The sequence below is a fragment of the Chitinophaga sp. CCNWYY40 genome, from assembly GCF_037483205.1.
GTDB lineage: Bacteria > Bacteroidota > Bacteroidia > Chitinophagales > Chitinophagaceae > Chitinophaga > Chitinophaga ginsengisegetis.
Map to the genome: position 1 here is coordinate 1343675 of NZ_JBBHLF010000001.1, position 13728 is coordinate 1357402.

Genomic DNA, 13728 nt, shown 5'->3' on the forward strand with positions numbered 1-13728 from the left:
TCAAGTTTCCACTTTATGAAAAGATATACCATCATGCTGCTGGCGTCCGTTCTTTTGCTGACCAGCTGCAAGGATCTGCTGACACCGGAAATTGAAAATAACCCGGAGCTGAATCCGGGAAATTATAATCCCAATGATGCAGGGCTTCCGTTTGGCGTGCTGCTCAACGGTTATAACCGTATCCCTACAAATTCATGGTCGTTCAATGATGTAGCTACCGACGATGCCGTAACCAATGATCAGAACAATACATTCCTGAAAATGGCAAACGGACAATGGACCGCCAATAATAATCCGCTTAACCAGTGGACCAACGCTTATGCCGCTATTCAGTATCTTAATATCACGCTGCGGGATGTTGACACCGTGAAATGGGCGGCTGATCCTGCCGTGAGCAAATTGTTTGCTATGCGGGTAAAAGGGGAAGCACATGGCTTACGTGCCCTTTTCTATTATCACCTGCTGCAGGCGCACGCCGGCATGTCTGAAAGTGGTGCTGTACTTGGCGTACCCATTAATCTTGAAGTGCAGGGGCCAAATGCTGATTTCAACAAGCCCAGAAGCAATTTTGACGCATGTATGAAGCAGATTTACAGTGACCTTGCCCAGGCCGATCAGCTGCTTCCAACAGATTACGAAAACATTGCCAGTGCTGCGCTTATTCCCGCAAAGTATGGTACTGTAACGAAGGAACAATATGACCGCGCCTTTGGTTCCGCTTTCCGTGGATTTCTCACAGGCCGTATTGCGAAGGCCATCCGGTCGAAAGCGGCATTACTGGCTGCCAGCCCGGCTTTCAGCGGTGAGGGCAACTCCACCACCTGGGCAGACGCGGCAAACTACGCCGGTGAAGTAATTGCCCTGAAAGGCGGGCTGGGGGCTTTATCTGCAAATGGTCTTAACTGGTATTCCAATGCTTCAGAAATTGCCGGATTAGCCGATGGGGCAAATCCTTCCGAAATACTCTGGAGAAATAACTACGGCGACAACCGTGATCTGGAGCAGGCTAATTTCCCACCGAGCTTATTTGGCAATGGCCGCATCAATCCAACACAAAACCTGGTAGATGCTTTCCCAATGGCGAACGGGCTTCCGATTACGGATGCCGCCAGCGGTTATGATCCTGCCAATCCCTATGTGGGCCGCGATCCCCGGCTGCGTATGTTTATCTTGGTTAACGGCGGCACCGCTGGCCCGAATAATACAGTGATCAACACTGCGGCAGATGGGCCCACCAATGATGCGCTGAATAAAGTAGAAACTTCTACCCGGACCGGCTACTACCTGCGCAAGTTGTTGCGCCAGGATGTTAACCTGAATCCTAACTCTGCGAACAATCAACGGCATTACAAACCACATATCCGGTATACCGAAATTTTTCTCAACTACGCAGAAGCTGCCAATGAAGCCTGGGGGCCAACAGGCACCGGCGCCTTCGGATTCTCCGCTTATGATGTTATCAAAGCGATCCGTAACAGGGCCGGGGTAGGAACTACTAACGGAGACGCCTATCTCGAAGAAATGAGAGGCAGCAAGGAGCAAATGAGGACGCTGATCAGGAATGAACGGCGAATAGAACTGTGCTTTGAAGGCTTTCGCTTCTGGGACCTTCGCCGTTGGAAGGCGCCTCTTGGCGAAACTGCCAAAGGTGTGAGTATACGCAATAATAATTACGCCTTTATTAACGTGGAAAACCGGCAGTTCCAGCCGTTCATGATCTATGGTCCCATCCCGTATGGGGAGATCCTCAAGTTTGGATCTTTGGAACAGAACAAAGGCTGGCGCTAACAGGATGCTCCTGATACTTAAATAATTTTTCTTTGATTTTTGAAATTAACAAAGATGAAAAAGTTCTTAATACCCATCATGCTGCTCTTTGTTTCAGCAGCATGCAACAAAGAGGTAGTATTCCCGGATTATGAATACCAGACGGTGTATTTCGCTTACCAGTACCCGGTGCGAACGATTACTTTCGGGGAAGATGTGTTCAGTACAGAACTGGACAACCAGGGCAAATGTAAGATCATGGCCACAACCGGCGGTGTTTACTACAGCAAAAAGGACCTGCATGTTGGCATTGCGGTAGATAATTCCCTGTTGGGAAACGGGTTGCTGTTTGGCGCCGGTAAAGACGAAATCTTACCCATGCCCGCCAGCTACTATTCACTGGCAGCAAACGAAATTGTTATCCCGGAAGGCGGCCTCGCAGGAGGAGTAGAGGTACAGCTGACAGATGCTTTTTTTAATGATCCCAAATCGATCAGGAATACCTATGTGATCCCGCTGCGTATCACCAACAAATCAGGTGCGGACTCCATCTTGAGCGGAAAAGACTTTATCCTTTACGCTATCAAATATGTGAACACCTGGCACGGAAACTATCTGCGCAGGGGAAAAGATGTGGTGTCCGGAAGCGTAAATCAAACGATCGTAAGGCATAAAGAATATGTTGAATCGGATGAGGTAAATATGCTGAACACCAGATCCCGGAAGGAACTGGAATTCCCGGTAGTCTATAAAGACAAAGACGGCGTTAATATTTACTGTACCCTGCTGCTTACGTTCGACGACAGTGGTAAATGTACCATCTCCGCTGCCAACGGGAGTTTCACGGCTACCGGAAGCGGCCAGTTTGTAAAAAAAGGAGAGAAGAACAGCTGGGGTAGCAAAGACCGTGATGCGCTTTATCTCAATTACCAGGTAACCTTACCGGGTATGCAGGTGGCTACCACAGATACTTTGGTATCAAGGGACCGGGCTGTAACAATGGAAACATTTACGCCGGTAAGTAAATAATTATTCTGTCCGATACAATTAAAGTAATTAATATGAATCAACTTCATAAAATAGCCGCCAGCTTTATTACGTTTGTTGTCATTACGTCCTGCAGTAAATATAAAGCGCTCGACTTCAACGTGGATAAGCCTGAAAGCATCGCTGCCCAGGAAGATATTGACGCTTACCCTGCGTTGAAAAGCTACATTAACCGCGTGGCGCAGCCTGGGTTTAAGTTAGGCGTGGCACTTGGTTTACAGGATTATCTCGATAAAGGAGTGATGTACCGTCTGGCCAACAGGAACTTCGATGAAATTGTTTTGGGTTATGAAATGAAACATGGCGCCGTAGTGCAGGCCGATGGCAGTTTAAACCTAGTGAAAGTAAAATCACTGCTTCAAACTGCCGCCGAATCAGGGATGCAGGTATACGGTCATACCCTGATGTGGCATGCCAATCAGAATGCCAGCTATCTGAAGGGATTGCTCAGTCCTTTGCTGGTAACGTCTCCGGCTTATCAGAACGACTTAAACCTTGCAGGGCTGAAAGACAAAAGCCTTGCCGGCTGGACCCTGGCAAATCCCGGAGCCGGTATTTCGGTAGCAGATGGCGAAGGTATGGGTACCGGAAACAAAGCCATTAAGCTGGTATCAAAAGGAGGCTCGTCGGCAGCTACAGACTTACAGTTAATCACTCCGCGTGTTGCAATAAACAAAACACATAAGTATGAAGTAGTGATGTATATAAAGTCAGATGTGCCCGGCGAAGGAAGGATCTCTTTTGAAGGATTGAATAATAATACGCCTTCGGTAGACTGGACCAAATCAGGTACGCCCACAGCCACCTTTACCACGGGGATTTCATGGAAAGAGATCCGCTTTACGATAGATGATTTCTCAGGTGATAATATTAAACTGCATTTCGACCTCGGATACAAAGCCGGCGTAACTTATTACATCGATGTAAACAATTTGTATGTATACGATACGCAAGGCGCACCGGTAGTGAACAACCTCGTTGCCAATGGTGATTTTGAATCCGGAAGCGGCTGGGGAGGCTGGGGTGGCAGCTCCTCCCGTGGCGTAACTACCGATGGCATGGGTGTTGGCAACAAAGGCAAAGCCTTTTATGTAACCAATCCCGCAAAAGCTGCCAATTACTGGGATGTGCAAACCAGCTATGACTTTGCAGCCCCGCTGGATAACGGGGAAACTTATGAATTGAGCTTTTGGGTAAAAGGAACCGCCGAAGGAATAATCCGCCCGGAGCTGCAGAGCGCCAACTATTCCTCCAATGGATATGGCCAGGTGACGGTTACTACCGAATGGAAGCAGGTGAGTGTTGCCACTACGGCTACTGCTGCCGACAGAACACGACTGGTTTTCAGCTATGGTGAATTTGCCGGTACTGTTTACATCGATGATGTGGTACTGAAAAACGCCAAAGCTACAGGCGGCACTACCACCATCGTGGAAAAAACCGCAGCAGAAAAAAAGTACATCCTCACAGCCGCACTTGATAAATGGATGAATGGCATGGTAGAAGCGGGAAAATCCACCGTGAAAGCATGGGATGTTGTAAATGAACCAATGGATGATAATAACCCTTATGAGTTAAAGACAGCTGCTGGCCGGCCGAATATAGCGGCGGATGAATTTTTCTGGCAGGATTACCTGGGCAAGGACTATGCCGTAACCGCGTTCAAAATGGCCAGGCAATATGGCAACGCCACGGATATCCATTTTATCAATGACTACAATCTTGAATACAGCCTCGACAAATGCCGTGGCCTGATTGCATATGTGAACTACATAGAAAGCAAAGGCGCCAAAGTAGATGGTATTGGTACACAAATGCATATCAGCACCACTACCAGTAAGGAAAATATAGCCGAAATGTTTAAGCTGCTGGCTGCTACAGGTAAACTGATAAAAGTATCTGAACTGGATCTTGGCGTAGGCGTAAAAACAACGGAGGCTACTGCTGAACATTATAAAGCACAGGCAGACATGTACAAGTACGTAATTGATAAATATTTTGAACTCATTCCTGCTAAGCAACGCTATGGCATTACCATCTGGAGCCCTTTAGACAGCCGGGCGAATTCCTCCTGGCGGCCAGGTGAGCCAATAGGGCTTTGGACAGAGGCTTTTGTACGGAAGCTCTCCTACGCCGCAGTGGCGAAGGCGCTTGAGGCAAACGCAAAATAACAGCAAAACCCTATAGTATTTTTGATAACAAGTCCCCGGCTTACATAGCCGGGGACTTGTTTTATTCACCGGTATCGCCTTTTTTAACCCGTGCTATAAATTCAGATGGGAGCATGTTGTATTTATTCTTAAACGACTTGGCGAAATAGTTAGGCGTGGAAAATCCCACCTGGTAAGCGATTTCGGCAATAGTCATGTCGCTTTTTTGCATCAGGGTCATCGCTTTTTCGAGCCGGTAGGAACGGATGTATTCAACAGGTGTTTGGCCGGTCAGTTCCAGCAATTTATTGTATAAGGAGCTCCGGCTCATTCCTACTTCTTTACTAAGGCTCTCCACGGAGAGCTGCGAGTCGGTCAGCTTCTCTTCAAGGTGGCAAACGATTTTGTTTAGTAGTTTCTCGTCTGTCGACTCTTTCTGTACTTCAGGGGCGTGTATTTTTATTTGTTTGGTATAGGTATTTTTTAAGGTATGGTTCAAATGCAGCAGGTTCCGGATCTTCGCGTGGAGTATCTCAAAATTAAACGGTTTAATGAGGTAATCGTTGGCGCCGGTTTCCAGTCCTGATATCTGTTGCGCTTCATTGGTAAGTGCGGTAAGCAATATTACCGGTATGTGGCTGGTTCTTTTGTCTGATTTCAGTTTTTGCAGCAGGCTGATACCATCCATTTGCGGCATGGTAATATCGCTGACAATCAGATGCGGATGCAGCGCCAGTGCCTTTTGCCAGCCATCTTTTCCATTGATGGCTTCTATTACCTTGTAGCTGTTGCGGAGGTTATCTTTAAGATAGAATCTGAAGTCTTCATTATCTTCCACCAGTAAAATGGTGGACATCTCTGAGAAACTTTGCACCGCTGGAGATACACCGGATAACTCCTGTTGCTCCGGTATTCCGGGCTGCGTTTCTTCCGGATGGGATGAAGGAGGAACGTGTTGTTCAGCTATTTTTAACGGAAGTTGTATAAAGAATGCCGCACCTTGCCCGGATTCGCTTTCCACTTCAATGTTGCCTCCATGCATTTTTACAAACTCCTTTGTAATGGACAATCCTATACCTGTGCCCTGGTTAAGAATGGCAGAACTGGTGTTGGTTTGGAAGAAGTGGTCGAATACCTTCTCTCTTTTATCTTTGGGGATACCGATACCGGTATCTTTCACCGTGATGAGCACCCATTGCAGACCAGGATCAGCGGGCTTTTCCAGCAGTTGTAATTCAACCGTTACCGCATCTTCTTCCAGGGTAAATTTGAATGCGTTTGAAAGTAGATTAAAGAGAATACGTTCCATTTTATCGTGGTCGAAGAAAGCATACAGGGATTTTGGACCGCTGGTGAAGGTGAAGCGGATCTTTTTCCTTTCGGCAAAATCGCTGAAGGAATCAGTCACTTCCTTTATGAATGTTACGAGTTCTCCTTTGGTCAGTTGCAGCTTTAGTTCGTGTTCTTCCATCTTCCTGAAATCCAGCAGTTGATTAACGAGGTTGAGCAGCCGCCTGGAATTCCGTTTGATCATGTTCAGTTTTTCAAGCCTGTTCCCGGTTTTTTCATCGGTAATTAGCTGTTCCACCGGTCCCAGGATCAATGAAATAGGGGTTCTGAAATCATGACTGAGATTAGTGAGGAATTTAATTTTCATCCGGTCCAGCTCACGAACACGCTTTATCTCCTGTTTCTCCTGTTCTGCCAGGAACTTCTTCCTGATCCTGGTAATGCCACGGTACCGGCTATACAACAGCAGTGCGCAGATAACGGATAAATAAAACAGGTAAGCATAAATGGTTCGCCAGAAAGGCGGCCGTACATAGATCTTTATCGTAGTATCCTTTGTATTCCATACGCCGTCGTTATTACTTGCTTTTACATGAAAGATATACTCCCCCGGATCGAGGTTCGTGTAAGAAGCAGTGTTGATGGTGCCGGTATAGTTCCAGTCTTTATCAAATCCTTCCAGTTTGTAAGCGTAGTAATTTTTCCTGGGGATGGTATAATTCAGTGCTACGAAGCTGAGCGCAAAATTCTGTTTGTATTCAAGCCTGATCTCACTGGCAACAGAAATGTGATCTTTAATAGGACTGTCTTCCCCAGGGATCACTGATTTATTGGATACTTTTAAGTCCGTGAGGAGGATAACAGGTACATTCCTGTTAACCGTTAAGCCGGAGGGGGTAAAATAATTAAAGCCCTCGAGTCCGCCGAACATAACATCTCCGTCAGACAGCCGTAACCCGGATGTATGTACGAAATTATTATTTTGCACCCCATTGTAATGGGTATAGTTCCGGAATTCTTTTGTGGCGAAATTAAAGCTGCTGATGCCGGTGTTAGTACTCAGCCAGAGGATACCGGCTTTATCTTCAATGATCTGGTAGATGGTGGTGTTCTGAAGCCCGTCTTTTTCCCCGTAGTTGATAAACCGCCCGGTGGTTTTGTCGAAAAGGCTCAGCCCTCCGCCATAGGTGCCCACCCACATATTCCCGCGGCTGTCGCGTAATATCACCTGTACTTTATCGCCCGACAGCTGGCTGTTGCCTTGGGTATAGATATTCCATTTGCCGGTAGCGGGTTGATACACGCCAACGCCGCCACCGTGTGAGCCAATCCAGATATTTCCTGCTGCATCTTCTTCAATGGTTCTGATGTATCCATTAAAGGGGAGCTTTTTTTCTTCCGGTATGCCGGGTCCCGGGTGCGGACTAAACCTGGCAACCACTTCTTCATTTCTTAATATATTCACTCCTTCGCCATTGGTGCCTACCCAAACATTACCTTTACTATCTTCCTTTATACAAAAAACATCACTGGCATTCAGGTTATCACGGCCGGTTCCTTTTACCAGGTGCTTATAATTGCGGCCGTTGGAGATAAGCAGGCCATGAGCATAAGTGCCGATGTATAGTTTTTTGTTCCGTGTATACTGAAGCGCCATGATAGACACGTTATTGTTTGCCGGCAGCGGAATATTAACCGGCTGGGCTTTCCCGGTAGCACGGTTGAATTCGAACAAACCTCCGCCGTCGGTGCCAATCAGGATTTCTTCTGCGCTCTTTTCTGCAAAAGCACTTACTATCGACGATTTGCGGTCGGATGTATGAAAGATAGTACCGGGTTTGAAATTGAAGAGGTTCAGGTTTTTATCGTATTTATCGATACCGCCGCGAAAGGTGCCAATCCAGTAAATTCCCTGCCTGTCGATATAAGTGCACCTTATAGCCTGACTGGTAAGACTGTAAATATTTCCATTATCCGGAAGATAGCGATCAACGGCTTTTGTCCGGGTATTCAGCACGATCAGTCCTTCCTGTGTGCCAATCCACAGCTGGCCATCATCGTCGGGCTCAATACAGTTCACCTGCACATTGTTGATGAAAGCATTCCCGGTTGATGGAGTGTAGGGAGTAAACCCGGAGCCATCGGGTTGCATAACGCATAGCCCAGTGGAGGTGCCTACCCAGATCTGGCCGCTTTTATCGGCTGCAATAGCATTTACGTCATTGTCCAGGGGACTGAACTTCGCAGTATTAAATATCAGCTTTAAGCTGCCTGTTGACGGGGAATACCGGTAGAGGCCAATCGTGGTACCAATCCAGATTTGTTGTTTACTATCGGCCAAAACACAGCCGAGCGTTTTGGTGGCTTCCTGGCTGTCTTTCCCCGTATTAAGTTTAACCCTGGAAATATGACGGGTGGCAGGGTCGAGCAGGAACAGGTTTTCGAACTGCGCTATCCACACCCTGCCTGACGTATCACTGCAGAGGTCTATGATAACCGCATTCGGGGGAAGTTCGGGGCTGTTGGCGTTTACAGGAAAGTGGATAAAAGCGTCCTTTTTGCGGTCGTACAGGCTAAGACCGCCATCACTGGTACCTATCCAGAGGTTACCGTTTTTGTCTTCGTGGAGCGCCAATACCTCGTTTGCCCTCAGGCTGGAAGAATCACCGGGATTGTGCCGGTAGACGGTAAAGTTGGTACCGTCAAATTTGTTCAGACCATCGTCGGTAGCAAACCACATAAGGCCGTAGTGGTCTTTGATGATGCAGTTCACCGCATTGGACACTAATCCGTCTTTTGCGGCCAGTGAGGTGAAATTTATCTCCTTTGTTTGAGCCCGACTTATCTGCACCAGGAATAGTAACAAACAGAGAAACGTGAATTTATATTTAGACATATTTGGCAGTCGTTAAAAACAAGATGTTGGTTGAACTTTTCGTACATGGAACTTTTGCCGGAACTATTTCATCTCCCAATTTAAGTATTGTAAAGCAATCTTAAAAGTGTTCCTGGTGTTATATATGCGTTGTCCTTATCCCTTAAGTGTTTCTTCCACTAAAAATGATTGTCTGTAAGACAATTGTGCTATCAATTTCAACAAATGAGCTATTGGCGGAAGGGTAGTCCGGGTATTTTTGTTTTGCTGAATGTAACGTAAGTGACGAAATGTCTAGTGTGGACAAAACGGCAGAAGATGATAGTATAATTCTTTGAAGATGCTTAAAGATCTAACCACGAACGGTTTGAAAAAATTCCTCGTTATGGCCCTCTTGTTTATTGGTACTTCTCTTCAGGCGCAGCAGTCTGATAATGGAGATGGTACCTTTACAAATCCGATCATTTGGGCTGATTTTCCGGACAATGATGTTATCCGTGTTGGAGACACTTATTACATGGTAACCACCACCATGTATTTTTTCCCGGGTGTTCCTGTTCTTAAATCAACGGATCTGGTGAACTGGGAGTATGCTTCCAATGCGGTGCAGCAGTTTAAACAACATCCTTTCTATGATTTAAATGGCGGTAACCGGTATGGGAAAGGCCAGTGGGCCAGTAGTATCCGTTATCACAATGGAAAATTCCACATCCTTTTTCTTACCCTGAATGAAGGCGGCTTTTTATGTACTGCCACAAAAGCCGAAGGCCCCTGGGAAATACGAAAGCTGGCCAGGCCGTATTATGATGCAGGGCTCTTTTTTGATGACGATGGGCGCACCTATGTGGCGCATGGCTATTCTAAGATATCGGTAACAGAAGTGGATGCCAATCTCGCTCCAATAGGCAGGGATAGCGTTGTATTTGACAAAGTGCAACGGCCCGGGCTGGAGGGAGCGCATGTTTACAAGATAAACGGGTACTACTACATTTACGCCACTTATGGCGGTGGAGATGGTTACCAGTGCTGCCTGCGGTCAAAAAACATTTATGGTCCCTATGAAGAGAAGATTGTATTGAAAGATGATATGAACCTTCATGGCAGGGGTGTTCACCAGGGGGCATTGATTGAAACGCAGCAAGGAGAATGGTGGAGCGTCATTTTCCAGGACAGGGGAGGCGTAGGAAGAGTGCCCACGCTGCAGCCGGTTCAGTGGATAGATGGCTGGCCAATGGTAGGGAAAGATGGCAGGGCAGTAGTTACCCACGCCAAACCCAATACAGGTATAGTTTCACCGGTACATGTGCTCCCCACCAGCGACGAATTTAATACGAACATGTTAGCCATTCAGTGGGCCTGGAATCATAATCCGGACGACAGTGCCTGGTCGCTCACTAAACGCAAAGGTTACCTGCGGCTCACTACCAGCGGTATTGCCGGAGATCTTCCCCAGGCAAGAAATTCTTTAACGCAACGGATGTTTGGCCCGTTTTCCGATGCCACCACGGAGTTGGATGTGAGCCACATGCAGGTGGGAGATATGGCGGGTCTCGCTGTATTGCAGATTCCTTATGCCTCAATAGGGGTTACGGCTGCGGAAGGTGCAAAGTTTATTGTAATGAAGCATGCCGGGAAAACCATTGATAGCGTTGCTTTAGGGAAAAGGAATAAGATCTTCTTTAAAGCATCAGTAAACACAATCAAGGACCAGGCTCATTTTTATTATAGTTTTGATAACCGCGCATTTATTCCGGTCGGGGACACGCTGAACATGAAATTTGACCTGAAGATGTTTACGGGAAACAGGTTTGTGCTGTTTAATTATGCCACCGTCCGGCCAGGTGGTTATGTTGATTTTAACTGGTTCCGGATGAATACCCGTCAGGGTCCGCCCAATCTCTTTAAAGCTTCTTCATTGGTTCAGGCAGAGATGTATGATGATATCCATCTTGCGCGTGTAGCTGCCAGCAAGGATTTGAGTCATCCCGGCGATCAGGATATCACCCATTTAACCGATGGCGCGTGGATCAGGTTTAACCAGGTGGATTTTGAGAATGGGTATCAATATCTCCTGTTGCGGGTGGCTCCCGGGCAGGGGCGGGTTGTGGTGTATGCTGATAAAGATACATTGAACCCCTATGCGTCTGTAACGCTGCCTGCTGCGTTGACTAAGGAATACACCACCATCAGCATCCCTGTTAAAAAACTCACGGGAAAACATCAGCTGACATTTAAGTTTACCGGTGGAGTAACAGGTGTTAACTGGTTTTCTTTTACCAATGAGATCTCCGGAAGAAAAGAGCATGCAGGTTTATAAGCTACTTATTATTCATCTAAACCAAAGAATATGTATAGAATATCGTTCAAGTACCTGTTGTCAGCGGGCGTTGTTTTTTATATGGCTGCCTGTAGCCCGCCCAATGCCGGACGCGCGGTCACTGAAGGAACTGCCGGTAAATATGCATCCCAGCCGCTGGTGTCTCATATCTATACTGCCGATCCTTCTGCCCATTATTTTAACGGCAAAATATTTATCTATCCATCTCACGATACTGCTACCAAAACCGTGGAAAATGATAATGGCGATCATTTCAGGATGGCCGACTATCATATCCTTTCTATGGATTCCATCGGGGGGAAGGTAACAGATCATGGTGTTGCCTTGCGGGTGGAAGATGTGCCCTGGGCTTCACAACAGCTGTGGGCGCCGGATGCAGCTTTTTCACAGGGTACTTACTATCTCTATTTCCCTGCAAAAGATAAACAGGGGCTTTTTAAAATAGGGGTGGCTACTTCTCCGCAACCAGAGGGGCCATTTACAGCAGAAAAAGATCCGGTTAAAGGCACCTACAGTATTGATCCGAGTGTATTCAGGGATGATGATGGCTCGTTTTATTTATACTTCGGAGGTATCTGGGGCGGGCAGTTGCAAAACTGGAACAACAACCGGTACGATTCTTCCGCGAAACTGCGCGATAAAAATGAGGTAGCCATTCTTCCGCGTGTGGCAAAGCTTTCCCCGGGAATGAAAAGCCTGGAGAGTGATCCGGTAGAAGTGAGCATAACGGATAGCAGTGGTCACCAGTTCCTGGAAAAAGACAACGACAAACGTTTTTTTGAAGCCGCCTGGATGCATAAGTACAAAGGCAAATACTATTTCTCTTACTCAACAGGCGATACCCATAATATCGTGTATGCGATCGGGGATAGTCCGTATGGGCCGTTTAAATACCAGGGGATAATACTGAAGCCTGTCGACGGCTGGACCAATCATCACTCCATTGTTCAGATCGGCGATAAATGGTATTTGTTTTACCATGATACGCAACTGTCGGGCAAAACGCATTTGAGGAATGTGAAGGTAACAGAGCTGAAGTATAACAGCGACGGTACTATTCAGCCTTTGAGTGCATTTAAGTAACCATTTAATGAAACAATTTTCATATGAAATATACCAGCTATGCCGCCATTACTCTGATCGTTATTTCGGTGAGTTTTTGCTGCTTCGCCTATCGTACACACCAGGCAGCTGTTCCTGAAACAGCGGGACTAAAAGATTACTACAAAGATTATTTTCCTATAGGCGTGGCTGTTTCGGCCCGTGCCCTGCGAACAGATGAAGCAGGTTTACTTGTCCGCCAGTTTAATAGTTTAACGGCTGAAAATGCCATGAAAATGAGCGCCATCCATCCTGAGGAGCAACGCTATAACTGGCGGGATGCCGATTCCATCGCGGCCTTTGCCCGTCGGAACGGGATGAAGTTACGCGGGCATACTTTAGTGTGGCATAAGCAGGTTGCCGATTGGATTTTTAAGGATGCCAACGGGCAACAGGTATCTAAAGACGTATTACTGCAGCGGATGAAAGATCATATCACTACGGTTGTAAAAAGATACAAAGGCACGGTGTATGCATGGGATGTTGTAAATGAGGCAATCAGTGACCATAAAGATGAGTTTTACCGGAACTCCACATGGTACCGGATCTGTGGAGAAGAGTTTATTGAGAAAGCATTTCAATGGGCGCATGAAGCCGACCCGGAGGCATTGTTGTTTTACAACGACTACAATGAAATTAACCCCGTAAAGCGGAAAAAAATAATACAGCTGCTGCAAGGTTTGATGAGCAAAGGAGTGCCGGTTCATGGTGTTGGCCTGCAAGGCCACTGGGCAATCAATGAGCCTTCAAAAGGTCAGCTGGAAAAAACATTTGAAGATTTCCTCACCCTGGGTCTGAAATTACAGATTACAGAATTCGATATCTCCGTTTATCCGAAAGAGCATGAGATGCGGGAAAGGCAACCGGAAGACAGCGCAGCCGGTTTCACTGCTGCCAAAGAACAACAGCAGATCGAGCAATTCAGGATGTGTTTTGATATTTTCCGGAAGCATAGTAATGTGTTGACCGGCGTAACATTCTGGAATATTTCTGACAGATACAGCTGGCTGGATAATTTCCCGGTACGTGGCCGGAAAGACTATCCGCTTTTATTCGACAAGGATCTGCAGCCAAAGAAAGCGTTTTGGTCTGTTGTCAGGTTTTAGCGACCGGCCTTGATTTAGTATGCGGATATTGAGCTGTGCGCATACGATACCTGC

Annotated in this window: 7 protein-coding genes; 6 read left to right on the forward strand and 1 reads right to left on the reverse strand. The window is 46.7% G+C overall.

All coding sequences use genetic code 11. The features are described 5' to 3' along the window. Positions 1–15: 15 nt before the first annotated feature. Genes V7S65_RS05430 through V7S65_RS05440 form a run of 3 tightly spaced genes read left to right on the forward strand, consistent with a single transcriptional unit; the run spans position 16 to position 4985 of the window. Positions 16–1788, forward strand: a complete 1773-nt coding sequence (locus V7S65_RS05430) for a RagB/SusD family nutrient uptake outer membrane protein (RefSeq protein WP_336385945.1) — start codon at positions 16–18, stop codon at positions 1786–1788. 54 nt (positions 1789–1842) lie between these two features. Continuing rightward, positions 1843–2796 carry a DUF5627 domain-containing protein gene (locus tag V7S65_RS05435; RefSeq protein ID WP_336385944.1) on the forward strand — a complete coding sequence of 318 codons (954 nt, stop codon included), beginning with the start codon at positions 1843–1845 and terminating at the stop codon, positions 2794–2796. 32 nt (positions 2797–2828) lie between these two features. Beyond that, positions 2829–4985 (forward strand): endo-1,4-beta-xylanase, encoded by a 2157-nt coding sequence (locus V7S65_RS05440; RefSeq protein WP_336385943.1) that lies wholly within the window; start codon positions 2829–2831, stop codon positions 4983–4985. Between the two features lie 61 nt (positions 4986–5046). Here the strand turns inward: V7S65_RS05440 and V7S65_RS05445 are convergent, their stop codons facing one another. Further along, positions 5047–9150, reverse strand: a complete 4104-nt coding sequence (locus V7S65_RS05445; protein WP_336385942.1) for a hybrid sensor histidine kinase/response regulator transcription factor — start codon at positions 9148–9150, stop codon at positions 5047–5049. A 319-nt stretch (positions 9151–9469) separates the two neighbouring features. Between V7S65_RS05445 and V7S65_RS05450 the strand changes: the two genes are divergently transcribed. From V7S65_RS05450 to V7S65_RS05460, 3 genes are read left to right on the forward strand one after another with little or no spacing between them, the layout of a single operon-like run. After that, positions 9470–11446 carry a family 43 glycosylhydrolase gene (locus V7S65_RS05450; protein ID WP_336385941.1) on the forward strand — a complete coding sequence of 659 codons (1977 nt, stop codon included), beginning with the start codon at positions 9470–9472 and terminating at the stop codon, positions 11444–11446. A 30-nt stretch (positions 11447–11476) separates the two neighbouring features. Beyond that, positions 11477–12550, forward strand: coding sequence for a glycoside hydrolase family 43 protein (locus V7S65_RS05455; RefSeq protein WP_336385940.1), 1074 nt, complete (start codon positions 11477–11479; stop codon positions 12548–12550). Between the two features lie 23 nt (positions 12551–12573). After that, a complete protein-coding gene (locus tag V7S65_RS05460; protein ID WP_336385939.1) occupies positions 12574–13674 on the forward strand; it encodes an endo-1,4-beta-xylanase in 1101 nt (366 codons plus the stop codon). Positions 13675–13728 lie beyond the last annotated feature (54 nt).

Bases quoted from the DNA above. Each gene is read 5' to 3' on its own strand.
- V7S65_RS05440 (WP_336385943.1), top strand. From the start codon at position 2,829: ATGAATCAACTTCATAAAATAGCCGCCAGCTTTATTACGTTTGTTGTC.
- V7S65_RS05455 (WP_336385940.1), top strand. From the start codon at position 11,477: ATGTATAGAATATCGTTCAAGTACCTGTTGTCAGCGGGCGTTGTTTTT.
- V7S65_RS05460 (WP_336385939.1), top strand. From the start codon at position 12,574: ATGAAATATACCAGCTATGCCGCCATTACTCTGATCGTTATTTCGGTG.
- V7S65_RS05435 (WP_336385944.1), top strand. From the start codon at position 1,843: ATGAAAAAGTTCTTAATACCCATCATGCTGCTCTTTGTTTCAGCAGCA.
- V7S65_RS05430 (WP_336385945.1), top strand. From the start codon at position 16: ATGAAAAGATATACCATCATGCTGCTGGCGTCCGTTCTTTTGCTGACC.
- V7S65_RS05450 (WP_336385941.1), top strand. From the start codon at position 9,470: ATGCTTAAAGATCTAACCACGAACGGTTTGAAAAAATTCCTCGTTATG.
- V7S65_RS05445 (WP_336385942.1), bottom strand. From the start codon at position 9,150: ATGTCTAAATATAAATTCACGTTTCTCTGTTTGTTACTATTCCTGGTG.